Origin of the sequence: Mucilaginibacter sp. JRF (genome assembly GCF_015223065.1) — a bacterium.
Lineage (GTDB): Bacteria > Bacteroidota > Bacteroidia > Sphingobacteriales > Sphingobacteriaceae > Mucilaginibacter.
Genome location: NZ_JADFBY010000003.1, coordinates 221,822 through 246,788 on the forward strand (window position 1 = coordinate 221,822; position 24,967 = coordinate 246,788).

Genomic DNA, 24,967 nt, shown 5'->3' on the forward strand with positions numbered 1-24,967 from the left:
ATAATACAAATACAGGCAACATTTTGATTTGTATATTTACCATCTGTTATGAAACCCCTATTACTTAAGCCCTCAACATTAGTAACTGTACTAATTGTACTTACCGCGTTTGCTCAAGGCTGCAAAACCAAGGAGCCCGGTTTTTGGAAGAATGACCAGATACCTGCCGATTACACCCACGAATTTCGTGAGCTGAACCAGCAGCTTATCGCCGCCATGAAGGCCGATGATAAACAAACGCTGGAGAACATGCTATCAAAAGAATTACTGGATAACCCGGGTACCAAACGGGAGATAGAATTGGTGGCCAACCGTTTTAAGGCCGACAGCACCTATGCCATAATGAATGAGTTTTTCGTAGTGAACAAATATAACGACCGCGATACACTTGTAGCCAATAGTGATGGCATAAATGCTTACCGACTGATCTATCCAGCCTATGCCGAAGAAATGTACGTGGCTCTATTCACCCCGAAAAATGGCCCGAACAAGGAGGTTATAACCATTGTGTATGCCAATTACCAATATGGCTGGAGGCTAAGCACGGTTGATGTTGCCCCGTACATCATAAATAACAAAACCGCCCCGCAGCTTTATGAGCATGCTAAAAACAGCTATAGCAAAGGCCAAACGGTAGAGGCGTTGAATACTTTAGCGCTTGCAGTAAACTGCCTGCACCCAAGCAGATTTTGGGAGTACAAATATGAGAAACAGCTTACCGAGATCTATTACCAGGTAGGCAATGATGCCAATAAGCAATACCCGTTTCCGTATACTATAAAGGCTGTGGTTACTCAACCTAAAATATTTGGTATGTTCACAAAAACTACTTCTGAGGGTAGCTTTCCGCAGATATGCTATCAATCACAGATTGACCTGAAAGATACCATTGCTTTAAAGGCCGAGAATTTGGCTATACGCAAGGCCTTGCCAACCATTATGCCGGGTGTTGATCAGTATAAGGACTATGTATACTACTCTGCCTATAACGAGCGCCCAAGTGTAAAGTCACGTGTTAAGTTTTTTGAGATGGTGCACAAGCTTAAATAATAATGAAGAAAGCTTTTTTAATATTAGGCCTGATAACCGCTGCCATAAGCGTACATGCCCAAACCTTTAAACAACAGATAGCCGCCCACAGGCAAAAGTATATGGACGACTTTTTAGCCGAGCAGCGCTCGCCGTTAAAAAAGGACGACCTGCCTAACCTGCGTTTTTTTGATGCCGATAGTACTTACAGCGTTGTAGCCAAAGTGGAGCTGCTGCAAAACGAGCCAACTTTAAAGCTGACCACGTTTGATGGCCATAGCCAGGAATATGTGCGCTACGCCAAACTCACTTTTAGCCTGAAAGGAAAAGCGTTGCAATTAACGTTGTATAAAAGCCCCGCGCTTTCGGCCATACCGCAATACAAGGATTATTTGTTTTTACCATTTACCGATGCCACCAACGGTGGCTTAACCTATCCCGGTGGCAGGTATATGGATATGAATGCCAACGATATTAAGGATGGCTCGCTAACTGTCGATTTTAATAAGGCCTATAATCCATATTGTGCTTACAGCGATGGTTACCAATGCCCGGTTCCACCAAAAGAAAATAAACTGGCGGTAAGCGTCGAAGCAGGCGAAAAACTATTCGCGGGAGAAAAGAAGCACTAAATAGTTTTCAGAATAAGCTTAGTTGATCGCTATTGGTATCAACCTTACGTTGCGGCTCGCCAAAGTTGGAGAGGGATATACCCAGCAGGCGTACCTTCATATCATCAGTAGCCGCAAGGGCAAGTAATTGCTTGGCCAGTTGTGCGATCTCGGTAGCGGTGCTAACAGGTGTCAATACCGATTGATTACGGGTGATCTGCCTGAAATCGTGATACTTTACCTTGAGTGTTACCGTGCGGCCTTTCAGTTCATACCGTTGCAGGCGGTTGGCTACAGTTTCGGCAATACGGTCGAGCTCGGGGTTCATCTCATCCAGTTGGGTAAGATCATAAGCAAAGGTATCTTCAGCACCAACAGATTTGGTTTCGCGATGCGGCTGTACCGCCCGGTTATCAATACCACGGATGATCTGGTAATAAAACCGCCCGGCCTTGCCAAAGGCTTTGGTCATTTCATCCTCGGTAAGCCGTTTCAGGTCGGCACCGGTATGCAGACCCATGTTTTTCATTTTGGTGGCGGTTACCTTGCCCACGCCAAAGAATTTCTCTACCGGCAGCTTCTCCATAAAGGCCTCAATTTGCGATGGTCCGATAAAGGTAAGGCCATCGGGCTTGTTCATGTCCGATGCTATTTTGGCCACGAATTTATTGACGGATACTCCCGCCGAAGCGGTTAACTGCAACTCGTTCTTAATAGCATCCTTTATCTGTTTGGCTATTTCTATGGCCGAGCCTACTTCCAATTTATCGGTAGTTACATCCAGGTAGGCTTCATCTAATGATAGGGGCTCGATCAGGTCGGTATACCTGCGGAATATCTCCCGTATTTTTTGCGACACCTCTTTGTACGCAGCAAAGCGTGGCCGTATAAAAATAGCATGGGGGCACAGCTGCAAGGCTTGTTTTGACGACATGGCCGACCGTACCCCAAACTTGCGCGCCTCATAACTGGCCGTGGCTACCACACCGCCCCGCCCTTCGGGCAGGCCACCTACTACCAGGGCCTTGCCCCGGTATTCGGGGTTATCGCGCTGCTCAACCGACGCGTAGAAAGCATCCATATCAATATGGATGATCTTTCGGCGTATGTTTTGAGCATCATCGGCCATGGTTAATGTATTAGGCTTTTTCTTCCCAGATAGCGCAAAGGTGCAAAATGGTATCAACAGCCTTTTGCATATCCTGTACCGATACCCACTCCTGTTTGCTATGGAAAGCATGCTCGCCCGCGAAAATATTAGGGCATGGCAAACCCATGAATGACAGGCGCGAACCATCCGTACCACCACGTATGCTGCAAAGCTTAGCCTCCATACCCGCACGGCGGATAGCCTCTAATCCATATTCGGTAATTTCAGGATGCTTATCCAAAACCACCTTCATGTTGCGGTATTGTTCAGATACCTTCAGCGAGTAGGATGAGGCCGGGTAGTTGGCTAATACATTGTTGGCAATCAGCTTCAATGTTTCGGCATGGCCGTGCAGTTTATCTTCATAAAAATCGCGCAGTATAAACTCAATAGTGGCGGTTTCTACATGGCCTTGAATGCCAACCGGGTGAATAAAACCTTCCATATCCTCCGTCCCCTCCGGCGAAAGCTCAAAAGGCAGGGCTGCAATTATCTCGCCCGCAATTTTAATGGCGCTCTCCATTTTACCCTTGGCAAAACCCGGATGCGCGCTCACACCGTTGATGGTTAGCTTAGCACCATCGGCCGAGAATGTTTCGTTTTCCAGGTTACCGGCGCTCTCGCCATCCATGGTGTAAGCGGCATAGGCACCCACCTTATCAATATCTACCTTGTCCACCCCACGGCCAATTTCCTCATCCGGGGTGAACAGTATTTTAATAACGCCGTGTTTGAGCTGCGGGTTGTTCATCAGCTGGTAGCAGGCATCCATTATCTCAGCCACACCAGCCTTATTATCGGCACCCAACAATGTGTTACCGCTGGCCGTGATCACATCATTACCCAATTGGTTTTTCAGATCGGGATGATCAGCGAGGCGGATCACCTGCGTATCATCATCAGGCAATACAATATCGGCACCGGTATAATTTTTATGTACTATGGGTTTAACATTGGTTCCGCTGCAATCGGGCGCGGTATCCATGTGCGAGCAGAAGCAGATCACCGGCACATCCTTATCCGTATTGGCGGGGATGGTGGCATACACATAGCCATGCTCGTCCAAATGCGCATCGGTTAGGCCAATTTCAAGCAGCTCGGCAACCAGCACCCGTCCCAGATCCTTTTGCTTTTCGGTTGATGGGCAGGTGGGCGATTCCGGGTCTGATTGTGTATCGATGGTTACGTAGCGCAAAAAGCGTTCGGCAACGGTATATTTTAGTGCTGACAGATTCATAGTTACAATTATAATTATCCGTTTAACAATTGAAACCTAAAAAGGTATTTTTGACAATCAGCATAAATACCTTTTACCATGAATATTGAAGAACTGCGCGACTACTGCCTGGCCAAACCCGCTGCCGACGAGAGCTTTCCGTTTGGTGATGATACGCTGGTGTTTAAGGTTGGCGGCAAAATATTTTTATTAGCCGGTATCGACAGCAACAGCTTTAACGCAAAATGCGACCCTGAACTGGCCGTTGAACTACGCGAGCAACACCCCGAAGTACAGCCCGGCTACCACATGAATAAAAAGCATTGGAACACTGTGCAAATGGACGCCAGCCTCACCCTAAAACAACTGCACGACATGATCGACCACTCGTATGAGCTGGTACTAAAAAGCCTGCCGAAAAAACAGCAGGCCGAAATTAGTTCTGATAAATAAAATGGCTTATTAGTCTTCCATTTTTGGGATGCGTGTCGGCGTATCCTTACCGGCAACAATGCTGCGCGAGCTTAGGGCTATGGCACGTATGGTTGAGGTAATATTGCTTACATCCAGCGAGCCGAATTCATCTTTCACCGTATGATACAGTTTATCAATATCTATCTGATCGGTTGAGATGGTATGTGCCGGTACGCCATGCCTTGCCAGGGTAGCGTTATCGCTGCGGTAAAACAGTTGCTGATCCGGGTATGGGTCGGGGTGAAATTTAAAGGCGGTACCTTCCAGGTTCTTTTGCAGGATGGTGCCAAAATCCGAACGCTCATAACCCGTAATAAATGCCGAGTTGGTGCCGAATTTTGATGCCTTACCTATCATCTCGATATTGAACATGGCCACGGTTTTATCCGGATCGACTTTATTTGAAAAATATTGCGAACCGTAACCGCCAATTTCTTCGGCTGTAAAGGCTACAAATATTAAGGTGCGGGCATTGTTGTTTAGTTTTTTGTAGTATTTGGCTAACGCGATAACTGCCGTAGTACCCGATGCATCATCATCAGCGCCGTTAGCTATACTGTCCTGTTCGGTTGGCTTGATGACACCCAGGTGGTCATAATGTCCCGAGAAAACCACGTATTCATCAGGTTTTGATTTACCCTTGATCATGCCTGCTACGTTAAATAACGGAGCTTCCTCATTTTTTACCTCGTAGCTTACTTCGTAATTTGATACATTATCAAACTTGCCCAACACAAATACTAAGGCCTGGCTGCTATCCACCTTCATGCTTACGCCGCCGTCCATAGCACGGCCACGCAACCTGCCGAAAAAGTTAGCGAATGATGGGTCAACCAAAATCAGCATATTTTTGCCCGACGAGGTGTACTTGCGGTACTCGGTACGAAAATCCTGACCGGCGGCCAATGTAGCTACCTCGGCGCCGCTGGCAGCCGTCCATTTAAATGAGGCACCTGCTGAGGCAAAAGCATTTTCGGTAAGTACCGGTTTGCCATTGATGCTTACCTGTATGTTAACCGGTGTTGAACGTACCACACTGAACGATTGACGAAAATCCTTCTCGCCCGCTAACGGTTTCAGTCCGATCTTTTTAAACTCGCCCTCAATAAATTTTGCGGCCTTATCAATGCCCGGCGTAAAGCTGCCACGGCCCTGCATATCATCAGCTGCGAGGGTTTTGATGATACGACCAACATCTTCCTGATCTATCAGCTTATTTACGTTTTGAGCTTGGGTGCCGGCAGTCGCGCTAAGCAGTAATCCCGCTACTAAAAAATTCTTTATCATGATGTTATTTTACTTTTGATTGTAACCAGTTATTTCTGAATGTTTCCTGCTCCTTGGTTAATGTTTTGCCTGCCTTTTCAAAGCTCACCACTTCAAAATAAGGGTTTGCTTCGAGGGTTAGGGTGGCATCATGGTCGCCGCTACGGTTGTGGTATTTAATGGCCAACTTATCGCCCGGCTTTTTGGTGTTTAACAGATCATCAACATCTTTTGTTGATTTTACCGGCATACCATCAATAGTAAGTATCACATCGCCCGCGTCAATACCGGCTTTGTACCAGGGTGTACCCTCAACGGTTGGCAGGGCTACCAATAATCCGTTTGCCGCGTACGAGGCATGCGCCTGACCTGATTTTACACGACCGCCACCTGTTGACAGCGAACCAGCCCATGCCTTATCCGGATTTTCTTTACGTAACACATACCCGGCGTTAGCCAGTAATCCTTCGTAATTATTCTTCGCCGTACCATAAATATACTGCCTGAAAAAATCTGACGCAAAGGCCGGCTCCTTGGTAAACTGCGCCAGCGCTAATTGCAGCATTGGCACGGTGTAAGGCTTTTCGGTTTTGCCATATTTTTTCCATACAAAGCGCATGTAATCATCAAGCGTAAGGTTGAACTCGGCACGCAAACGCAGATCAAGCGCCAGGGCGGTAGCGCCGCCATACACGTAATATGAGGTAAAGATGTTCGAGTTATTATTCATGTCGATAGATACGCCCGCATCCGCGAAAACGGCATAGCGGCTCATTTGCACCGGCGGATATTTTTTGGCTCCCGGCGTATTCAATACCGAATTCACCAAACCATGCAGTACCTGCGCGTAATCATCAACCGTGTAAAAACCGGCCCTTTTCAACAGCATTTCGCCGTAGTATTGGGTAAAACCCTCGGCAAACCACAGCTCGCTGCTTTGATTAGAGTGGGTAAAATCAAATGGTTCTAATGATTTCGGGCGGATGCGCTCCACATTCCAGCTATGAAAATACTCGTGCGAGAACGTGCCCAGCACCTGCAACTCATTGCCTTCTATCTTATCTATCGGGTCGGTAATAATGGTGGAGTTGCGGTGTTCCATACCATCGCCGTTAACGGTAGAGTGCACGTTGTTGATAAAGGTATACTCGCCATAATCGTAATCGGGCAATTCGCCAAATACGGCCTGCTCCTCCAGCACTACTTTTTGCACCATTTGTGCAAAGGAGTTGATCACCTGCTGATTATCGTCGGAGTATACATTCAGGTTTATTTTTTGTCTTTTACCTGTCGGATTAGTCACCTCCCAGCTTACCTGTTTGTAACCTGATAGCTCGGTAGGGCTATCCATCATATATTGCAAATTAGGGGCGGTGTAAGTGGCGTTGCCCTCATATTTTAGTTGGGATGATACCTTCCACTGGTGCTTGTCCAGATCAATGAACTGAATTTTTACCGGGCGGCGGTCAAAACCTACGGCCCACATAAACGAGGCAGGCATGTTCAGGTGCGCCTGGCCTGCGTCAATTCCGGCATAGGTACCATCAACCCAGTTACCAAACAGGGTATAGCTTACATTTACTACTGATTGATGGGATGGTATCTCGTACAGATCGCCCTCAATTTGTTTGATGGGCAATTCAGAACCTTTGTTGGTATAAGCCTTTACGTTATAGATGTTCTTGCCAAACTCGTGCGTGGCATACCTGCCCGGAGATGAGCGGCTCATGCGTACACGCAGCGGACCTTGCGGTGCCGAGGTGAGCGTCATAACAATTTCGGCTTCGTGGTGTACCGCGTTGGGGAACGATACCGTATAATAAACAGGGCTGCTGTTGTAAACCGGGCGCGAACGGTGGCGCTTACGCTGACCATACGTTGTTGATACCGCCAGGCACACAACCGCAGTAAGTAACAATTTTTTCATGAAGTGCAGTTAAATAAATGGCCCGAAAAATACGAGTTTATAACTTAACAAACATGTAAATTATTGATTACGGCTACTATACGTTGCTATATCACCCTGTTAATCATAACTATGGCGACTAAGATCATATTCAGACTGCCCGGAGATGATCTGCTTTCGCTTGTCAATGTCTGATTCGAGGTGATGATCGTACACATTATCGGTAACGGCAATGTCGCGCTCCTTATCGCGTTCGGCGTAGTGAACATTGGCCTCGGCAATTTTAGCTACCGCCACATCATAAGGCCCTTTGGGCGACATCAGCTTTACAAACACCGGCAAACACTCAAACAAAATAAACAGGTAGCCAATAAACGCTATGGCCAAGTAAGTATCCAGATCGCGCTCACCTTTTTCGGTGTATGATAGTTGTCCCAATGCCCAGTTACGGTCAGAGAAACCGGCTACGCCGGCCAGGCTATCCAGTTGCTTATCCGAAAATAGCTTGGTGCTGTTCAACCCCTCGTAGTTTTTACGGGCGCTCAGGTATTGCTCCATATTGGCCATATCGCCGGTTACGGTTTTTAGCCTGTCCTGCTTTTCTTTCAACACGGCTTCCTTTTGCTTGGCGTAGGTGCCATAGCCTGTTATGCCCGATGTTTGGTTGGTTTTATCGCCAAATACCTCCTGATTCAACTGAAAGCGTGAGCGGTTAATATCACGTTCTAACGAATCCTTTTCCTTTTTCAGTTCGGTATTCTTGCCCAGCTCCATGGCATACTTATCCTGATAGGTTTTTTGCAAGGTATCAATTTTACGCTGCTGGCTTTTAAGGTACGATGTTTTGAGCTTGGTGCGTATCTCCTTATCAAATATCTTCAGCTCCAATGGGCGCGATATTACAATACCTATCATTATAGCCAATAATATACGTGGCGATGCCTGTAATATCTGCTGGTTGGTGCTGCCCTCTTTGTTGATGCTTGATACAATGTAACGGTCCATATTAAAGATGGCCGTACCCCACAGCAAACCAAACAGAATGGCGAAGCCAACGGCGAACGCGCTTCCGCTAAACACAAAGTACATGGCATAACCGCCTGACAGGGCGGCAAAAAGCGCCGTAAAAAATATAGTTGCCCCGATACCTATATATTTGTTATGCTCAATGGGGTATTTTTTAAGCGTATCTATATGCGCTCCTGAACAGAACCAAAAGAAGCGTGTAATTTTTTTCATCAATTATTACTGTCTACGTAAACTATTATATAAAACGCCCTGGGGGTGTTATTGTTACAGCTTTTACCAAAACATTTTTGAGATGGCAGGCGCTGCATCCCGGCGCTATGAACTATATGATGTACTTAGCCGTTAGTAGTTTAGCGAAGTTATTAGTTATAATGACAGCATATTGTAAAGAATTGGCCGCCCAAACCAAGCCAAACTGTTTACGTTTACAGAAAAATCATACATTTGAAAACATTATTTTAAATACCATGAACGAGATAACCGTACAGGAGCTAAAAGAGAAACTTGACCGCGGCGAGGATTTCCAACTGATAGACGTTAGGGAGGATTTTGAGTATCAAACTTCAAACATCGGCGGGCAGCATATTCCGCTGGGTGGCATCCTTGTCGAGGCCGATAAATTATATAAAGACAAACCGGTTGTGGTAATGTGCCGTAGCGGCAAACGCAGTGCGGCAGCCATTATGCAGCTTGAGCAGCAGGGCTTTACCAACCTGTATAACCTGCAAGGCGGTATACTGGCATGGCAGGCCGAAATTGACCCAACCATAGAGGTATATTAATTATGGGCAAAAAGGTAGCACTTAATACGCTTTACAATGTGGGCATAATAGTATGCCTTTTTATAGCCTACGAGGGTTTTTTGCAAAAGCACTGGAGCTGGTTGTTAGGCGCGGCATTTGTTGCCGTAATGCTTATCATTTTAAAGGTACGCCTTATAAAAGAGGTACGCCAGCTTACCAAAAAGCCATAAGCTTAAGTTAGCCCCAGGCCGGGCTGGCTGGTTAACTGCCAGCAGCCGTTATTAAGGCCGGGCATAGCGTAAGGGTTATTGGTTGTAAGCAATGGCCCATCCAGGTCGGCCCAGTCACATTGCGGGGCAAGGGCGGCAGCGGCCAATGTGGCACAGCTTGTTTCGCTCATACTGCCTATCAAAACTTTTAGCCCGAGCGATCGGGCTTTTTTTATAATCTGCCGGCCCTCATACATCCCTGCCGATTTCATTAGCTTTATATTGATGCCATGATAAACCCCGGCAGCCCTTTCTACATCGGGCAGGCGTTGCACAGCTTCATCACCAATAATAGGTATCGGGCTATGCTGGGTTAGCCAGGCGTTGCCATCCGCGTCCAGCTTATTCATGGGTTGTTCTATCAATTGCACGCCTTGTTGGTGCAGCCAAAGTATCATGTCCAAAGCCTGTTGTTTATCCGTCCAGCCCTGGTTGGCATCGGCATATAAAGGCAAATTACTTACCGAACGGATGGCTTCGATCAGCTCCTTATCATTCTCCCGCCCCAACTTTACTTTTAACACTTTTACATCGGGTGCACTAAGCACTTTTTGGCGAACAACATCGGGCGTGTCAATACCAATGGTGTAACTTGTGGGCGGCATCAACGCAGGATCGCTGCCGAACAGTTGCCAGCAGGGTGTTTGGCGCAGTTTACCATCCAGATCGTGCAGGGCAATATCAATAGCCGCCTTTATGGCCGGGTTACCGGGTGCAATATCATCCAGGTAATTGATTATCTCCCCAAAATCAAACGGATAACTGAACCGGCTTGCATCAACCTTATTTAAAAAAGCGGTGGCTGTTTCGTGGCTCTCGCCCATGTAGGGCACCATTGATGCTTCGCCGTGGCCTGTATAACCCTCATGCTCAATTTCAACCAGCATTACGGGCGTGGCCGTGCGTGTAAATTTGGCAATGGTGAACGGGTGCTTTAATTGCAGTTGATATGGGCGGTAAGTCAGTTGCATGTTATAAAATCAAAGCTAAAGTTTTGCAATCAAAATCGTGCTTATCTTTGCCCGATGCCGCAACAACTTTACAATCCGTTCAGCAATTTTAATTTCAGCAACCGCAATTGTTTTTTAACCGGCGAGGCGCTAAGCACTTCCGAAGAAAAGATACAGGTATTTCCGCAATGGCTAATGAGCCGTTTTGAACTGGAAGACAAGCCCTTTAAATTGCTTGACGAAAGCATGGCCACCTACAAGGATCTGAAACTACCCTGCTCGGCCGTGGTGAACGAAAATTACCTGGAACCATTAGAAAGCGAAATTGCCAACGCTTTTGAACAAGGCTACGAAGGTGTTAGCCAATTAAATGATGTAAAGCTTTTTCAATGGGCGGGCAAGTTGCTGTACGGTATTATTTTTAACGAGATACAGGCAGGCATAAGGCAGCAGCATGCGCAGGGCGAGGAATTCAGCATGTCGCACGCTATTATCCATAAATTTACCCAACTGCACATGATGTTGCAAAGCATTAACCTGTCGCTGGAGTTTGATGAATTTAAGCCTTTTAGCCTGGCGTTGTTCAGGGTAAACAATGCCGATGATGTGTTTGGCTATCGCGATGAGATCAATACCCTGACCTTTTCGCTGCGTATAAAGGATTTTGGGTTGATCATCTGCCTACAGGATAACGGCACCAACGCCCGCTACCATAACGAGGTGTTAGAAAAGATTGCCGGACAGCCCTTGCACCCTATCCAGTTTGAGGAGTTGAACGCCCGCTTTTTTTACTCGGCCTACCTGTTTAACCGTTTGCCTGAGTATAATATTTTACCCGTTAACGATACCATTTACCTGGAAGCCATGCCCCTGCGCGGTATGAGCAGCAAGCCGTTGTTTGACCATTGGGTGGTTAAAACCTACGGACAAGTATTGGAAAACTTCTGGAAAAACTGGGGCATCCTGCTGTTCGAGATCATCAAGAACCCGGAGGAACCCATGAGCTTTTTGTTTGACGCCGACGGTAATTTTGTACCGGCCGAAAGCATACAGTTACCGGCTTAAAGGCTTATACCGAACGCGCCTAAAAATAGCTTGATCACCTGCGGATAAACCATTATGGTGAGCAACACGCCACTCAACGCGCCATAAAAGTGCGCGTCGTGGTTAATGCCATCCTGTGCGTAGCGCGATGAATAGGTGCAATATATTAGGTAAAGTATGCCAAAAATGTATGCCGGGATACCAATAGGTATAAACATTAAATACATCTCAACTCTGGGGAAAAATAGTATAAAGCCAAATACCACGGCGCTGATAGCGCCCGATGCGCCCAAACTATAATACCATTGATTATGGCGATGCTTAGCTACCGTTGGCAGATCACTCAATACAAGACTTACTACATAGATCAGCCCGAACTGCCAGTGGCCAATTCTGGCTTCTAACGTAAAGGCGAAAAAGAAGAACGACAGCATGTTGAAGAACAGGTGTCCCCAATCCTTGTGTATTAGTCCGCTGGTGATAAGGGTATAAAGTTCCTGCCCTCTTGAAACACTGTACGGATGCAGGGTAAATTTGCGGTAAACGGTTTCGTTTGAAAACGCGTAAAGCGAGGTTATCAGCGTAATTATAAATATCATACTGGCCACGGGGGCCATCTCAATATATTCCTTCATTTAAAAACAAATATTAAAAATTGCGGGTTATCGGCACGTGAACGAAGATATGTTTTTAATACTACTTTTGCCTACATGCCCCAACCAAAAGCCATAATTATAGGTGCCGGTATTGCCGGTATTGCTACTGCCATACGTTTGGCAATAAAAGGTTACAGAGTTGAGGTATATGAAGCCAACAGTTATCCGGGCGGCAAACTATCTGAATTTGAACAGCAGGGCTATCGTTTTGATGCCGGACCGAGCCTGTTCACCATGCCGCAATATGTTGATGAACTTTTCACCCTGGCCGGTAAAGATCCCCGCCGGTATTTTAACTATCAAAAGCTTGATACCGTTTGCAACTATTTTTACGAGGATGGCACCCGTTTATCTGCTTATGCTGATGGTGAGAAGCTGGTTAATGAGTTATTCTCCAAAACCGGCGAGCAACCTGCCAACATTCGCAAACACGCAATTAATAGCCAACGGATATATGATATTACCAACCATGTTTTTTTAGAGCGATCGCTGCATAGGTTGAGTACTTACCTGCGCTGGAATACTGTAAGATCCATTTTACGCTTGCCGGGGATTGATTCCATGCGGAATATGCACACGGCTAACCAATCGTTTTTAAAAGATAAGCGACTGGTTCAGTTTTACGACCGATATGCTACCTACAATGGCTCAAACCCTTATCAGGCACCTGCCACGCTAAATATTATACCCTATTTTGAGCAGCATTTTGGCGCATACTTTCCCGAGGGTGGAATGTATTGTATTACATCCAGCCTTATTAAACTGGCTGAGGAATTGGGTGTAGTATTCCATTACAATAGTCCCGTTGAGCAAATTGTAGTTGAGGGCGATAAGGTGAGCGGCGTGATGATTGATGGCGAAGTTATCAATGCGGATATCGTGGTATCAAACATGGATGTTTGGTTCACCTATAAAAAGTTGCTTAGCCATTTGCCCGGCATCCACCCCAAAAAAATATTGCAGCAGGAATGTAGCAGCTCAGCATTGATATTTTATTGGGGAGTGAGCAAGCAATTCGCACAGCTCGATCTGCATAATATATTTTTCAGTGCCGATTATGAGGCCGAATTCAATAGCATCTGGAAACAACAAACCATTGGTGCCGATCCTACCGTTTACCTCAACATCAGCTCAAAACTAAAGCCTGATGATGCGCCCGAAGACCATGAAAACTGGTTTGTAATGATCAACGTACCGGCCAACAAAGGGCAGGATTGGGATACGCTGATAACCCGGGCCCGCACCAATATCATCGCAAAACTAAGCCGTTTGTTAGGCGAGGACATAGCCCCGCTGATACAATGCGAAAGCATCCTTGACCCACGCAGTATTGAAAGCCGCACTTCATCATACCAGGGTTCACTGTACGGCACCAGCTCCAACAACCGCTTCGCCGCGTTTTTGCGGCATGCCAATCGTTCGTCCAAATTAAATAACCTCTACTTTTGTGGCGGCAGCGTGCACCCCGGCGGGGGCATCCCGCTGTGCTTGCTGTCGGCTAAAATTGTGAGTGACTGGGTTGGTAAGCGTTAATGCCACTACTTCAGATCGATCTCGATCAAACCTATCCCATAAGTCACCTCTTTCTCCTTAACAGCTTTACCAAAGCCATGCGGTATCAGTTTTAAGGTATTGAATTTTGAGGTATAACTACCTTCGGCAACGGCGAGTGTTACCTTACCGGTTTCGGCATAGTAGCTTATCTCTCTTTTATGGAATACGCCGCGCTCGTTATCATACGTTACGCCATCATCCTCGTAATAAACAAAGGTTGAATCTTCACTGCCTTTCCAGATGTGGAGGTATAGGATGCCGTCGCCGGTTTCGTTAGTGCTTTGTATCACGCTTTGCATCGGTACTATGCCACCTGCCTTTACAAACACCGGCAGATCATTCAGCGGAGCCGGTACTGAATGCGCCATGCCACCCTCGTATGCCTTATCGCTGCCAAAGCGGTACCACTCGCCCTCGGGCAAATAAACTTCGGCTATAAGTTTGGTGCTTTCAACCGGTGCCACTAAAATAGAATTACCGAATATGAATTGGTTTTGATACCTAACGTCAAATACATTTTCATCCTGAATATGCTCAATAGCCAGTGTACGGCTTAAAGGCAAACCGTTTTGTGATGACTCATAAAAGCCGGAATAAATGTAAGGCAGCAACTGGTAACGCAGCTCAATATCCTTGCGGATGATGGCCATATTTTCTTCGCCCCATTCCCACGGCTCGCGCATGGCGGTGCCTATTTCGGCATGGTTGCGGTACATGGGTATGTAAACACCCAGTGAGTTCCAGCGCAGCATCAGTTCGGGCGTTGGGTTGCCGGTATAGCCTCCAATATCAACCCCGGTGAACGACATGCCCACCAACCCCAGACTATTCACCAAACGCTGACCGTACAGCATGTGCTCATCGCTGGCGGTATTATCGCCCGTCCACACTGCCGAAAAGCGTTGCGTGCCGCAATAGGCCGCGCGGGTAAGCATAAATGGTCGTTTATTACCTAATATCTTTCGGGTACCGTTGTAAGTGGCTTTGGTCATTTCCATACCGTAAGCATTACGCACTTCGGCCATGTAGCGGTCGCCAAATTTTACCAGGTAGGGAATGTTTTGTCCCCAGGCGGCAGGCTCGTTCATGTCGTTCCAAAAACCTTCAACACCGGGCTCGGTAAGCGCGGTAAACGCGGCACCCCACCATTCCTTCACCTCATCATCAAAAAAGTTAGGGAAGTGGCAACGCCCCGGCCATACATTGGCTACATAATTATCGCCATTGGTATAGGTAGCAAAATAGTTTTTGGCTACACCCTCGTCATACTGTTTGTAGCCTTCCTCAACCTTAATGCCGGGGTCAACAATACAAACGGTACGGAAATCAAGCGCCTTTAATTTATCCACCAGGCCTTTCGGATCGGGGAAGGCCTCGTCATTCCAGGTGAATATCTTGTAGTTGTCCATGTAATCTATATCGCAATAGATCACATCGGCAGGGATGTTATGCTCCCTGAATTTTTCGGCAATACCCAGCACCTCATCGGCACTCATGTAACTGTAGCGGCATTGCTGATAGCCAATGCTCCACAGCGGCGGCATTTCCATGCGCCCGGTAAGCCAGGTGTAATCCTTAATAATGTTGGCTACACCCTGCGCGCCCAAGAAATAATAATTCATATCACCGCCATCGGCACCAAACCAGCTCATTTCATCATCAGTAGTAGCGCCGAAGTCGAAATAGCTTTTGTTAGTATTATCAAAGAACAACCCATAGGTTAAGCCGCTGTGCAGCCCGATAAAGAACGGGAATGTTTTATACAGCGGATCGGTATGGATGGTATGTTTTGATGCATCGGTATTCCAGTTCACATAGTGCGTGCCGCGACGATTCAGATCGCCCGTTTTTTCGCCCAGACCAATAAATTTTTCATCGGCATAAAGCTTACGGTAATTAACCACACGCTCGTTTTGCCAGTTAACACCAAAGCGGGCATCATCCTCACTTAACGCTTGCCCGTCGGGAGTATAGAAACTGAAGCGTAATGGCGCTTTGCTAACACGCAGCGTTAAAGCATCGGTTGTGATCACTATTTCGCTGTCATCCTCCGAAAATTGAATACCTGATTCCGGCTGCTGTATCACTGCGAATGAGGTGTCGGGTTTATCAGGTGTTTGCGTAAGGTTTACCCGGATGATAGCCGGGGCATACACCCATATTTTAGCCGTTGCCTGGGTGGTTTGTATAGTAATATGATCGTTGTGTTGATTTACCTGTTGTGCGTTGCCTAAAACTTGGGTTTGCATACTGTTGGTTTTTGCTGATTGATGGCCTCCAATTTACACTTCATTAGTGGCTTATTAAACTATAAACGGCCTTATTGTTGTTTTGTGGCGATAAATGGAAAAATTTAGGCAGATACACGCTCTCATCTGTCCTGTTCGCACCCTTTGTAAACTGCTTAATGGCAAACTGTTTGTTGTATATATGCTAAAAAACCAATACCATGTTTAAACCAAATAGTGCATTTTCGGGCTTCTCCGTCAGCGACATTGACGAAGCCAAAACATTTTACGGCACCACTTTAGGCCTTGATGTAAACCTGGGCGAAATGGGTGTGCTGGACATCAAACTGCCCGGCGGCGGTTCGACCATTATCTACCCAAAGCCCAACCACCAGGCAGCTACATTTACGGTACTAAACTTTGTAGTGAGCAACATTGAGGATGCCGTTAAAGACCTAAAAGAAAGGGGCGTAAAATTTGAAAGCTACAACATGCCCGAACTTAAAACCGACGATGACGATATTATGCGGGGCAATGGCCCAACCATTGCCTGGTTTACAGATCCGGCCGGGAATATTTTATCGCTGATTCAGGAAGACTAAACCCCGTAAACGCCGATTGCTTATATTCGCCCAATGGCAAAGCTAAGGCGAAAGGCAATGGAATTTATTGAGCACCCATCATCTGGTGGCATATTGCTGTTGGCTTGTGTGGTTCTTTCGCTTGTTTTGGCTAACTCGCCGCTAAAAGCAGCTTTCGCACATTTGCTTGAGGCATCACCCGTAGGTAATGCATTGGGTGAAGGATTTACGCTAACCGCTTTTATTAATGATGCGCTGATGGCCATATTTTTCCTGATGGCCGGCCTCGAAATAAAACGTGAAATGGTAGAGGGCGAACTCTCTGAAGTTAAAAAGGCCGTACTACCCGTAATGAGCGCCATTGGTGGAATGGCTGTGCCTGCGCTGATCTATTTTGCTATTAACCATAATGCCGATACCTCAGCCGGATGGGGCATACCCATGGCTACCGACATTGCCTTTGCCGTGGCCATACTAAACGCCTTACGAAAATTTGTACCTGCCGGAGCCAAAGTATTTTTAACGGCGTTAGCCATTGTGGATGATTTGGGGGCGATCATCGTTATTGCTCTGTTTTATACGCAGGGTTTAGAGGTTAATTACCTGCTGTACGCGCTTGGCTTTTTTGCACTGGCGTTAATGTTTAATTATTTGGAACTGAAAAACGTCTGGTTTTACCTGGTGCCGGGCATTTTTATGTGGTACTTTATTCATCACTCGGGCATACATGCTACCGTGGCAGGGGTGCTCACCGCTTTTACTATACCGGTACGAACCAAATCAGGATACTCTCCTTTGTGCGAGCTGGAACACAGATTATCGCTTCCGGTAAACTTTTTAATTCTGCCCCTGTTTGCGCTGGCGAATACCAATATTACTTATGAGCCGGGGATGCTTTCCGGTTTACTTACACCAATGGGTTTGGGTATCATATTGGGCTTGATATTTGGCAAACCATTAGGGATATTCTTAATGTCATTTGCCGCGGTTAAAGCCAAACTCAGTAAACTGCCCGAAGGCATTAACTGGGTACACATAGCCGGAGCCGGCACTTTAGCGGGGATAGGTTTCACCATGTCGATATTTATATCGCTGCTATCATTCAGTCAACCCGAATTACAAAGTAGCGCCAAGTTCGCTATCCTCACCGCGTCGGTTATTGCTGCGGTGGTTGGGTTTGTGGGGTTGATGGGGTATTCGAAAAGGGTAGGGTGATGGGTTATTGTTATCTCGGATGATAATTGGGAGATCTATTTGGGATTATGGTTCCCTCTCATGCAACCCCACCTAAATCCTCCCCGAGGGGGGAGGACTTTTACATTCGCGTCATTGAGGTACGAAGCAATCCCCGAGCGATTTACCTTTTTGGAATATCCTAAAGAGATTGCTTCGTACCTCGCAATGACCGTTTTTTATGTGTTATCCACAATGTCATTTCGACGGAGGAGAAATCTGCACACGTTCATTGCCAAGCGACAGATTTCTCCTCGTTCCTCGTTCGAAATGACAAAGATTGTGATTGTTTTATTCCCTTCCCACGGGAGGGTTAGGGAGGGGTTAGCACAAGTATAAGTAAATCGGTTTTACAACCCCTTCACAAACTCCCTTATCGCCGCTCCCGGATCTTCTTCTTTCATAAAGTTCTCGCCTATCAGGAAACCGCTGAAACCGGCTTGTTTTAACTCTTTGATCACCTCTGTATTGCTGATAGCGCTTTCAGATACCTTTAAGAATTCATCAGGTATATGCTTGGCTAACTGGAACGAGGTGTCAACCGATACAGTAAAATCAGCCAGGTTACGGTTGTTTACGCCGATGGCATCCAGCTGGGGGTGAATGCTGCGTTCCAGTTCCTCCAGATTATGCACTTCTAACAGCACATTCAGGCCGAGGCTTTTGGCTAAAGTTGCCAGTTTGTCAATTTCGGCAGGGGTTAGTATAGCGGCTATAAGTAATATCACATCGGCACCCATGGCCTTTGCTTCAATTACCTGATACTCATCTATCATAAAATCCTTACGCAGGATAGGGATATTGTTATAGGCACGGGCTTTCTTAACGTCAACCTTTTGCCCCATAAAGAATTGCTTATCCGTTAATACAGATAATGCCGATGCACCCGCTGCCGCATAAGCGGTGGTAACCTGCTTTACGGTAACCTTGTCGTTTATAATGCCTTTTGATGGTGAACGACGCTTAAATTCAGCTATGATGCCGGTACGGTCGGGCGCCAATAAAAACTCACGGAACGAATATGTTTCGCGACTAAAATGTTCTGCTTCTTCCAGCTTGGTGTACGAAACGCGGGTTTTAGCATTTGCTACTTCCTTACGTTTATTGGCAACAATTTTATCAAGTATGGTCATAAGCCCCCGATCCCCTAAAGAGGGAGTGATTTTAAAAGTTTATCTATTTATTATCAGTATTCTCCGCCTCCGCAGCAGCTCCCCCTTTAGGGGACTGGGGGGCTGTCAGCCAGTTTTTCAGCATTTCTTTACCGTACTCCGTCAGTATCGATTCCGGATGAAACTGTACCCCGCGAACGTTGTATTGTTTATGGCTCAATGCCATTACCGAATTATCCTTTTCGTCAATAGCGGTAACGGCAAGTACATCAGGCAAGTCGTCACCATTAACTACCCACGAGTGGTAGCGCCCAACGTTAAAGCTTTGCGGCAAACCAATAAATAATGGCTCCTGCACATCGGTAACGGTTATCGGCGTGGCTATACCATGCATGGGCTGTTTCAGGTTATACAGCGAGCCGCCAAACACCTCGGCAATAGCTTGCTGACCAAGGCATACACCAAAAATACTTTTGGTAGGCGCATAGCGCTCAATTACCTGCAACAGCAAACCCGCCTCGGATGGTATGCCCGGTCCCGGCGACAGGATGATATGATCGAACGCGTCAACATCTTCCAGCTTGAACTGGTCGTTACGCCATACCTCGCATTGCAAACCTATCTCGTTAACCAAATGCACCAGGTTATAGGTGAACGAATCGTAATTATCTATTATCAGGATGTTGCCCCCCGCCCCCCTAAAGGGGGCGTTTGTATGGATTGCTGTATTTTCTGTACTCATAACTATCTATTAAAAAGCTGTACTTCCATCACCTCCCCTTCAGGGGAGGCCGGGAGGGGCTGCTACAGTTCCTCCGCCAGTTCAATAGCCTTGCGCAGGGCGGCTATCTTGTTATTAACCTCGTTCAACTCACTCTCCGGTACTGATCCGGCTACAATGCCCGCGCCCGCCTGGTAGTGTAAGGTATTGTTCTTACTCAGGAAAGAACGGATCATGATGGCATGGTTAAAATCGCCGTTAAAGCCCAGGTAACCAATAGCGCCGCTGTAAAAGCTGCGTTTTATGTTCTCGTTCTCGTCAATAATTTCCAAAGCGCGGTATTTAGGCGCGCCGCTCAATGTGCCTGCCGGGAAGGTATCGGCCACAATTTTAAATGCCGATGCACCCGCGTGCAGCTTACCGCTCACGTGCGATACCAGATGTATCAGGTGCGAATAGTATTGTACCTCTTTAAAGGCCTTAACCTCTACCTGCTCGCAATGCCTGCTCAAGTCGTTACGGGCAAGGTCAACCAGCATCACGTGCTCGGCCGATTCCTTGGGGTCGTTCTTTAGGTTCAGGGCCAGTTCAGCATCCTTTATATCATCGCCGCTGCGTTTAAAGGTGCCGGCAATAGGGTAAATGCTGGCCACACGGTTCTTGATGGTGATCTGTGCCTCGGGCGATGAGCCGAAGATGCGGAAATCGCCAAAATCAAAATAAAACAAATATGGTGATGGGTTGATGGAACGCAACGCGCGGTACACGTTAAATTCATCACCGGTAAACTCCTTTGAAAAGGCCCTTGATGGCACGATCTGAAAAACATCACCACGATAAATATGCTGCTTCATCTTCTCCACAATGGCGATGAATTGCTCATTGGTCAGGTTTGATCGCTCGTCGGCTTTGCTCTTAAAGCTATATTCAGGGAAGTTTTTGTTCTTGATCAGGTATTCCATCTTCTCGATACCACCATTATCAGTTGTACCCTCCACCTCGTTATGAAATATGTAGAGCTCATTCTTAAAATGATCAATAGCGATAATGTAGCGGTATATGTTATACTGCATCTCCGGTATGCGGCGTATATCATCCTCAACCTGCTTTAGTTTGATGGTTTCAAAATGTTCAACGGCCTCGTGGGTAAAGTAGCCGAACAGGCCGTTTGAGGTGATCTTGCCAAAGTTGCCTTCGGTTTTAAAGCATTGTAAAAAATTGTTTATCTGTTCTATCAGCTCAAACTCGCCGGGGGCAAACGTTTGCTTGCTATCATCCGGATATTGCAGTTTCAGCTCGCCCTGGGTAAGCGAAAGCCCGCCTATCGGCTCACAACAAACGTAGCTCATGCTGTTTTCGCGGCTATGGTAGTCAGAGCTTTCAAGCAGCAGCGAGTTAGGATACACATCGCGCAGGCGCAGGTAAATGCTAACCGGCGTGGTGGTGTCGGCTAACAGTTTTTTATGTGTGGTAACAATTTTAAAATTCTTCATACGTTAAAATACCTGAAAACAAAAAAACCCGTCGAATGAGTGTAATTCGCCGGGTTCCATTAGGTTTACAATTGGTTAGTAGTTGATCAATACACTATCCGGCTGCCAAAATTAAATGGTGCCACCAGTTGTTTAAAAGTGTGATTTTGATCATAATGCGAGGCAAATTTAGAAAGAAATTTGATTTGACAAACTTTTTGTAGAATTTTTAGGAGGTAAAGCCAAAAAATCCTCTTTTGCTCTGAATTATAGCCACTACAATAACCAAAATAGCCAACCCGAAAAATATTGCTATAGCCCTGTGTTTCCCTTGCGGCAAGGCGATCTTTTTTGATTTACTGTTGCCTATAGTAATTAATACTATCGCAAAAAGCATCATTACAACGTGCTCCATGGTCCAGTAACGGGTTTCGGCATTCTTCATGGTTTGGCTGGTAAACTGCACAAACGGACTCAAAAAGTACAATATCAAGCCAATCAAGAATTGAGTATGTGCCGATATCAGCGCGAACAGGTTAAGCTTGCGGTTGCCCTCGGTATAAGGCTTATTGCCAAACCAACCTAAAAAGGCATTTATAACGGCTACCACAACCAGTAATAACACAATGTACCTGAAACCCGAATGAAGATGTTTAATGATGCTGTAAAGTTCCATATATGGAGTAATAAATATTTTTTGTACGAAGATAGGTAACATTGAGTGCAATGGCCTTTAAACTGAATTTGTTGACTGCAATTTAGAATGATTGTAAATAGAGCGACATCAGCATAACAAACCAATTTAGCCTGTGGCGGTTATACTACCCTATGGCCAAGCCGTTACTTGAGTTTACTGATAGAGGCATTTATTGCAGCAAGGGCAAATTTTATATTGACCCCTGGAAACCTGTTGATGATGCCGTGATAACCCATGCCCATGCCGACCATGCTTACTGGGGGCATAAAAATTATCTGGCGCATCACCTGTCAAAAGAGGTATTGTATTATCGCCTCGGTGAGATCAACCTGCAAACGGTAGAGTATGGTGAAACGGTGATGAAGAACGGCGTTGAGATATGCCTGTTCCCCGCCGGGCATGTTATCGGCTCGGCGCAGATCAGGATAAGTTACAAGGGCGAGGTGTGGGTAGTATCCGGCGATTATAAAACGCAGGAGGATGGCATATCAACCCCGTTTGAACCGGTGCCTTGTCAGCATTTTATATCTGAGTGTACTTTCGGTATGCCGGTTTATCAATGGAAAGAGCAGGCCGATATATTTAACGATATCAACACATGGTGGTGTAATAACCAGCAAAACGGCTTATTGACCGTTATTGCCGGTTACTCGCTGGGTAAGGCGCAGCGCATATTGCAAAACCTTGATCTCAATATTGGTCCGGTATACACCCACGGCGTTATCGAAAATACTAACGAGGCCTTGCGCCGCAATGGCGTGGTGCTTAACCCAACTACCCGCATTACCGCCGATACGCCAAAGGATGAGATACGTAAAGGCATCATCATAGCGCCGCCATCGGCTATTGGCACGCCGTGGATGCGCAAGTTCGGGCCATATAGTTTTGGTTATTGTTCGGGATGGATGGCTTTACGTGGCGCCAAGCGTCGCCGTGCTGCCGACAGGGGTTTCATACTATCAGATCATGCCGACTGGGATGGCCTAATGAGCGCCATTGACGCCACCGGCTGCGAAAAGGTTTACTTAACTCACGGCTATACGGCATCATTCACCCGGTATTTAAATGAGATAGGTTTTGACGCGCAGGAGGTGCATACGCTTTATGGGGATGAGGAGTACACCCCTGACAGTAACACCGAAGATACCCCCTCTAAATCTCCCCCAAAGGGGGAGACTTTGAATGAGGTTAATGACATTGACAATAAACAAGTCCTCCCCCTCGGGGAGGATTTAGGAGGGGTGGGAGGTAATATATGAAAGCCTTTGCCCAACTTTTTCTCTCACTTGATGAAACCAACAAGACCAACGAGAAGGTACGCGTCCTGAAAGATTATTTTAACAGTGTGCCTGATGCGGATAAGATGCACATGCTTGCGCTTTTTACCGGCAGGCGACCAAAGCGGCCTATCAATTCAACATTGGTGCGTACATGGGCGGTTGAGGTATCAAACATTCCGGCGTGGTTGTTTGAGGAGAGTTACCATGTGGTGGGCGATCTGGCCGAAACCATGTCGCTGCTGATGCCCGAGAATACATCGGGCAGTAACAAAAGCCTGGCCGAATGGGTGGCCGAGATCAATGAGATAGGTACCCGCGGCGAGGAGGAACGCAAGCTTTGGCTTACCGAGGCCTGGGCCATGCTGGATAAGCAGGAGCGTTTTGTTTTCAATAAGATACTTACCGGCAGCTTTAGGGTGGGTGTATCACAAAACCTGGTGATAAAGGCTTTGGCCGAAGTAACGGGTATTGAAGCGCCCACGCTTACCCACCGCATAATGGGCAGCTGGATGCCCGAAACTTATAGCTACGAGCAATTGATACAGGCACAGGGTGCAGCCGACGATATATCGCGCCCGTACCCTTTCTTTTTGGCGTACCCGATACAGGAAACATCTGAGAAACGGAAATCGGCTGATGAGGTGGAGGATGCGCTTGGCGAGCCGCAGGAGTGGCAGGCCGAGTGGAAGTGGGATGGCATACGTGCCCAAATGATCAAGCGGGATGGTAAAATATTCATCTGGAGCCGGGGCGAGGATCTGGCTACTGATAAATTCCCGGAGCTACATCCATTTTTAAAGGCCCTGCCGGATGGTACCGTTTTGGATGGCGAGATACTCAGCTTTAGCAATGGCCTGCCTATGCCTTTTAATGTGCTGCAAACCCGCATTGGCCGGAAGAACCTGAGCAAAAAAATATTGCAGGAAAGCCCGGTGGCAGTAATTACCTATGATTGCCTGGAATACGAAGGTGAAGACATCCGTGCTAAAACACAGGCTGAACGGCGGGTGATACTGGAGCAACTGCAAGCTGATACTGAATGCCCTGATATATTCCGCATATCAACATTAATAAAATTTGATAGCTGGACAACGCTGGAAACGGTACGTGAACAATCGCGCGCTATGATGGCCGAGGGTATTATGCTCAAACGTAAAAATGCTACTTACCAGGTTGGTCGTCGCCGTGGCGACTGGTGGAAGTGGAAAATAGATCCGCTATCCATTGACGCGGTGATGATCTATGCGCAAAAAGGTCATGGCCGCCGTGCCGACCTGTATACCGACTATACCTTTGCCGTTTGGGATGGCGATAAGCTGGTGCCCTTTGCCAAAGCCTACTCCGGCCTTACCGATCAGGAAATAAACAAGGTTGACTACTTTGTGAAACGCAACACGCTCGAAAAATTTGGTCCTGTACGTACCGTGAAGCCTGAGCTGGTGTTTGAGATAGGCTTTGAGGGTATCAATAAATCAACCCGGCATAAATCGGGCATTGCGTTGCGCTTTCCACGCATATTGCGCTGGCGACACGATAAGAAAAAAGAGGAGGCCGATACGCTCGAAACTTTAAAGGCATTACTCGATCCCGTTACTACACCTTCCGACGGAGAGGTGTAGTAAATCATGTTCCATTGCGTTCATTATACTGCCTGAATCTTCACTCGTTTCTTATTGTTTGACACATGGGCTGCCCCAATGTTGTGTATTAATATACACACTAAATTACCCTCTTAGAATATATCAT

23 protein-coding genes are annotated in these 24,967 nt (G+C 46.7%); 11 read left to right on the forward strand and 12 right to left on the reverse strand.

Going from position 1 to position 24,967, the window contains the following annotated elements; genetic code table 11:
* Positions 1-48: 48 nt before the first annotated feature.
* Both IM792_RS09645 and IM792_RS09650 read left to right on the forward strand, forming a co-directional pair.
* Positions 49-1,050 carry a hypothetical protein gene (locus IM792_RS09645; RefSeq protein ID WP_194101644.1) on the forward strand — a complete coding sequence of 334 codons (1,002 nt, stop codon included), beginning with the start codon at positions 49-51 and terminating at the stop codon, positions 1,048-1,050.
* 2 nt (positions 1,051-1,052) lie between these two features.
* A complete protein-coding gene (locus tag IM792_RS09650; RefSeq protein ID WP_194101645.1) occupies positions 1,053-1,661 on the forward strand; it encodes a DUF1684 domain-containing protein in 609 nt (202 codons plus the stop codon).
* A gap of 7 nt (positions 1,662-1,668) precedes the next feature.
* On the opposite strand, the gene dinB is transcribed toward IM792_RS09650, so the two are convergent.
* Positions 1,669-2,769 (reverse strand): DNA polymerase IV, encoded by a 1,101-nt coding sequence (gene dinB, locus IM792_RS09655; protein WP_194101646.1) that lies wholly within the window; start codon positions 2,767-2,769, stop codon positions 1,669-1,671.
* A 10-nt stretch (positions 2,770-2,779) separates the two neighbouring features.
* On the reverse strand, positions 2,780-4,027 hold the full coding sequence (gene pepT, locus IM792_RS09660) for a peptidase T (protein ID WP_194101647.1): 1,248 nt from the start codon (positions 4,025-4,027) through the stop codon (positions 2,780-2,782).
* Positions 4,028-4,105: 78 nt separating this feature from the next.
* On the opposite strand from pepT, the gene IM792_RS09665 reads away from it, so the two are divergent.
* The gene (locus IM792_RS09665) at positions 4,106-4,459 is read left to right on the forward strand and encodes an MmcQ/YjbR family DNA-binding protein (protein ID WP_194101648.1); all 354 of its coding nucleotides are present in this window, start codon (positions 4,106-4,108) and stop codon (positions 4,457-4,459) included.
* A 9-nt stretch (positions 4,460-4,468) separates the two neighbouring features.
* Here the strand turns inward: IM792_RS09665 and IM792_RS09670 are convergent, their stop codons facing one another.
* The 3 genes from IM792_RS09670 to IM792_RS09680 all read right to left on the reverse strand — a co-directional run bounded on the left by IM792_RS09670 (position 4,469) and on the right by IM792_RS09680 (position 8,891).
* Positions 4,469-5,767 carry a M20/M25/M40 family metallo-hydrolase gene (locus IM792_RS09670; protein ID WP_194101649.1) on the reverse strand — a complete coding sequence of 433 codons (1,299 nt, stop codon included), beginning with the start codon at positions 5,765-5,767 and terminating at the stop codon, positions 4,469-4,471.
* Between the two features lie 4 nt (positions 5,768-5,771).
* The gene (locus tag IM792_RS09675) at positions 5,772-7,673 is read right to left on the reverse strand and encodes a PDZ domain-containing protein (protein ID WP_194101650.1); all 1,902 of its coding nucleotides are present in this window, start codon (positions 7,671-7,673) and stop codon (positions 5,772-5,774) included.
* A gap of 99 nt (positions 7,674-7,772) precedes the next feature.
* Entirely contained in the window at positions 7,773-8,891 is a 1,119-nt protein-coding gene (locus IM792_RS09680; RefSeq protein ID WP_194101651.1) for a DUF4407 domain-containing protein, read from the reverse strand.
* 257 nt (positions 8,892-9,148) lie between these two features.
* Between IM792_RS09680 and IM792_RS09685 the strand changes: the two genes are divergently transcribed.
* Positions 9,149-9,463 (forward strand): rhodanese-like domain-containing protein, encoded by a 315-nt coding sequence (locus IM792_RS09685; protein WP_194101652.1) that lies wholly within the window; start codon positions 9,149-9,151, stop codon positions 9,461-9,463.
* Between the two features lie 2 nt (positions 9,464-9,465).
* Positions 9,466-9,654, forward strand: a complete 189-nt coding sequence (locus tag IM792_RS09690; RefSeq protein ID WP_194101653.1) for a DUF6358 family protein — start codon at positions 9,466-9,468, stop codon at positions 9,652-9,654.
* 2 nt (positions 9,655-9,656) lie between these two features.
* Here the strand turns inward: IM792_RS09690 and IM792_RS09695 are convergent, their stop codons facing one another.
* Complete coding sequence (locus IM792_RS09695; protein WP_194101654.1) at positions 9,657-10,664, reverse strand: dipeptide epimerase; 1,008 nt, start codon at positions 10,662-10,664, stop codon at positions 9,657-9,659.
* Between the two features lie 54 nt (positions 10,665-10,718).
* Between IM792_RS09695 and IM792_RS09700 the strand changes: the two genes are divergently transcribed.
* Positions 10,719-11,708: a hypothetical protein gene (locus tag IM792_RS09700; RefSeq protein ID WP_194101655.1), complete on the forward strand. Its 990-nt coding sequence runs from the start codon at positions 10,719-10,721 to the stop codon at positions 11,706-11,708.
* Here IM792_RS09700 and IM792_RS09705 read toward each other — a convergent pair.
* Positions 11,705-12,322 (reverse strand): rhomboid family intramembrane serine protease, encoded by a 618-nt coding sequence (locus tag IM792_RS09705; protein WP_194101656.1) that lies wholly within the window; start codon positions 12,320-12,322, stop codon positions 11,705-11,707. The two genes, IM792_RS09700 and IM792_RS09705, sit on opposite strands and share 4 nt — an antisense overlap.
* A gap of 75 nt (positions 12,323-12,397) precedes the next feature.
* On the opposite strand from IM792_RS09705, the gene crtD reads away from it, so the two are divergent.
* A complete protein-coding gene (crtD, locus tag IM792_RS09710) occupies positions 12,398-13,876 on the forward strand; it encodes a 1-hydroxycarotenoid 3,4-desaturase CrtD (RefSeq protein WP_194101657.1) in 1,479 nt (492 codons plus the stop codon).
* A gap of 5 nt (positions 13,877-13,881) precedes the next feature.
* Here the strand turns inward: crtD and IM792_RS09715 are convergent, their stop codons facing one another.
* Positions 13,882-16,146 (reverse strand): glycoside hydrolase family 31 protein, encoded by a 2,265-nt coding sequence (locus IM792_RS09715; protein WP_194101658.1) that lies wholly within the window; start codon positions 16,144-16,146, stop codon positions 13,882-13,884.
* A gap of 200 nt (positions 16,147-16,346) precedes the next feature.
* Between IM792_RS09715 and IM792_RS09720 the strand changes: the two genes are divergently transcribed.
* Both IM792_RS09720 and nhaA read left to right on the forward strand, forming a co-directional pair.
* Positions 16,347-16,727, forward strand: a complete 381-nt coding sequence (locus tag IM792_RS09720; protein ID WP_194101659.1) for a VOC family protein — start codon at positions 16,347-16,349, stop codon at positions 16,725-16,727.
* 33 nt (positions 16,728-16,760) lie between these two features.
* Entirely contained in the window at positions 16,761-17,921 is a 1,161-nt protein-coding gene (gene nhaA, locus IM792_RS09725; RefSeq protein ID WP_194101660.1) for a Na+/H+ antiporter NhaA, read from the forward strand.
* Positions 17,922-18,289: 368 nt separating this feature from the next.
* Here the strand turns inward: nhaA and trpC are convergent, their stop codons facing one another.
* From trpC to IM792_RS09745, 4 genes are all read right to left on the reverse strand, one after another.
* On the reverse strand, positions 18,290-19,072 hold the full coding sequence (gene trpC, locus IM792_RS09730; protein ID WP_194101661.1) for an indole-3-glycerol phosphate synthase TrpC: 783 nt from the start codon (positions 19,070-19,072) through the stop codon (positions 18,290-18,292).
* A 43-nt stretch (positions 19,073-19,115) separates the two neighbouring features.
* Entirely contained in the window at positions 19,116-19,793 is a 678-nt protein-coding gene (locus IM792_RS09735; protein ID WP_194101662.1) for an aminodeoxychorismate/anthranilate synthase component II, read from the reverse strand.
* 62 nt (positions 19,794-19,855) lie between these two features.
* The gene (locus tag IM792_RS09740; RefSeq protein ID WP_194101663.1) at positions 19,856-21,265 is read right to left on the reverse strand and encodes an anthranilate synthase component I family protein; all 1,410 of its coding nucleotides are present in this window, start codon (positions 21,263-21,265) and stop codon (positions 19,856-19,858) included.
* 208 nt (positions 21,266-21,473) lie between these two features.
* The gene (locus IM792_RS09745) at positions 21,474-21,920 is read right to left on the reverse strand and encodes a cytochrome B (protein WP_194101664.1); all 447 of its coding nucleotides are present in this window, start codon (positions 21,918-21,920) and stop codon (positions 21,474-21,476) included.
* 152 nt (positions 21,921-22,072) lie between these two features.
* On the opposite strand from IM792_RS09745, the gene IM792_RS09750 reads away from it, so the two are divergent.
* Together IM792_RS09750 and IM792_RS09755 are read left to right on the forward strand one after the other, a co-directional pair.
* Positions 22,073-23,200: a ligase-associated DNA damage response exonuclease gene (locus IM792_RS09750; RefSeq protein ID WP_194101665.1), complete on the forward strand. Its 1,128-nt coding sequence runs from the start codon at positions 22,073-22,075 to the stop codon at positions 23,198-23,200.
* Positions 23,197-24,840, forward strand: a complete 1,644-nt coding sequence (locus tag IM792_RS09755) for an ATP-dependent DNA ligase (RefSeq protein WP_194101666.1) — start codon at positions 23,197-23,199, stop codon at positions 24,838-24,840. The genes IM792_RS09750 and IM792_RS09755 overlap by 4 nt, the downstream gene beginning before the upstream one ends.
* The last annotated feature ends 127 nt before the right edge of the window (positions 24,841-24,967 follow it).

Excerpts from the sequence above, each read along its gene's own strand:
- nhaA (WP_194101660.1), top strand. The coding sequence starts at position 16,761 with ATGGCAAAGCTAAGGCGAAAGGCAATGGAATTTATTGAGCACCCATCA.
- IM792_RS09755 (WP_194101666.1), top strand. The coding sequence starts at position 23,197 with ATGAAAGCCTTTGCCCAACTTTTTCTCTCACTTGATGAAACCAACAAG.
- IM792_RS09720 (WP_194101659.1), top strand. The coding sequence starts at position 16,347 with ATGTTTAAACCAAATAGTGCATTTTCGGGCTTCTCCGTCAGCGACATT.
- IM792_RS09705 (WP_194101656.1), bottom strand. The coding sequence starts at position 12,322 with ATGAAGGAATATATTGAGATGGCCCCCGTGGCCAGTATGATATTTATA.
- IM792_RS09675 (WP_194101650.1), bottom strand. The coding sequence starts at position 7,673 with ATGAAAAAATTGTTACTTACTGCGGTTGTGTGCCTGGCGGTATCAACA.
- crtD (WP_194101657.1), top strand. The coding sequence starts at position 12,398 with ATGCCCCAACCAAAAGCCATAATTATAGGTGCCGGTATTGCCGGTATT.
- IM792_RS09740 (WP_194101663.1), bottom strand. The coding sequence starts at position 21,265 with ATGAAGAATTTTAAAATTGTTACCACACATAAAAAACTGTTAGCCGAC.
- IM792_RS09650 (WP_194101645.1), top strand. The coding sequence starts at position 1,053 with ATGAAGAAAGCTTTTTTAATATTAGGCCTGATAACCGCTGCCATAAGC.
- IM792_RS09750 (WP_194101665.1), top strand. The coding sequence starts at position 22,073 with ATGGCCAAGCCGTTACTTGAGTTTACTGATAGAGGCATTTATTGCAGC.
- IM792_RS09700 (WP_194101655.1), top strand. The coding sequence starts at position 10,719 with ATGCCGCAACAACTTTACAATCCGTTCAGCAATTTTAATTTCAGCAAC.
- IM792_RS09645 (WP_194101644.1), top strand. The coding sequence starts at position 49 with ATGAAACCCCTATTACTTAAGCCCTCAACATTAGTAACTGTACTAATT.
- pepT (WP_194101647.1), bottom strand. The coding sequence starts at position 4,027 with ATGAATCTGTCAGCACTAAAATATACCGTTGCCGAACGCTTTTTGCGC.
- dinB (WP_194101646.1), bottom strand. The coding sequence starts at position 2,769 with ATGGCCGATGATGCTCAAAACATACGCCGAAAGATCATCCATATTGAT.
- IM792_RS09735 (WP_194101662.1), bottom strand. The coding sequence starts at position 19,793 with ATGAGTACAGAAAATACAGCAATCCATACAAACGCCCCCTTTAGGGGG.
- trpC (WP_194101661.1), bottom strand. The coding sequence starts at position 19,072 with ATGACCATACTTGATAAAATTGTTGCCAATAAACGTAAGGAAGTAGCA.
- IM792_RS09715 (WP_194101658.1), bottom strand. The coding sequence starts at position 16,146 with ATGCAAACCCAAGTTTTAGGCAACGCACAACAGGTAAATCAACACAAC.
- IM792_RS09745 (WP_194101664.1), bottom strand. The coding sequence starts at position 21,920 with ATGGAACTTTACAGCATCATTAAACATCTTCATTCGGGTTTCAGGTAC.
- IM792_RS09665 (WP_194101648.1), top strand. The coding sequence starts at position 4,106 with ATGAATATTGAAGAACTGCGCGACTACTGCCTGGCCAAACCCGCTGCC.
- IM792_RS09685 (WP_194101652.1), top strand. The coding sequence starts at position 9,149 with ATGAACGAGATAACCGTACAGGAGCTAAAAGAGAAACTTGACCGCGGC.
- IM792_RS09695 (WP_194101654.1), bottom strand. The coding sequence starts at position 10,664 with ATGCAACTGACTTACCGCCCATATCAACTGCAATTAAAGCACCCGTTC.
- IM792_RS09690 (WP_194101653.1), top strand. The coding sequence starts at position 9,466 with ATGGGCAAAAAGGTAGCACTTAATACGCTTTACAATGTGGGCATAATA.
- IM792_RS09670 (WP_194101649.1), bottom strand. The coding sequence starts at position 5,767 with ATGATAAAGAATTTTTTAGTAGCGGGATTACTGCTTAGCGCGACTGCC.
- IM792_RS09680 (WP_194101651.1), bottom strand. The coding sequence starts at position 8,891 with ATGAAAAAAATTACACGCTTCTTTTGGTTCTGTTCAGGAGCGCATATA.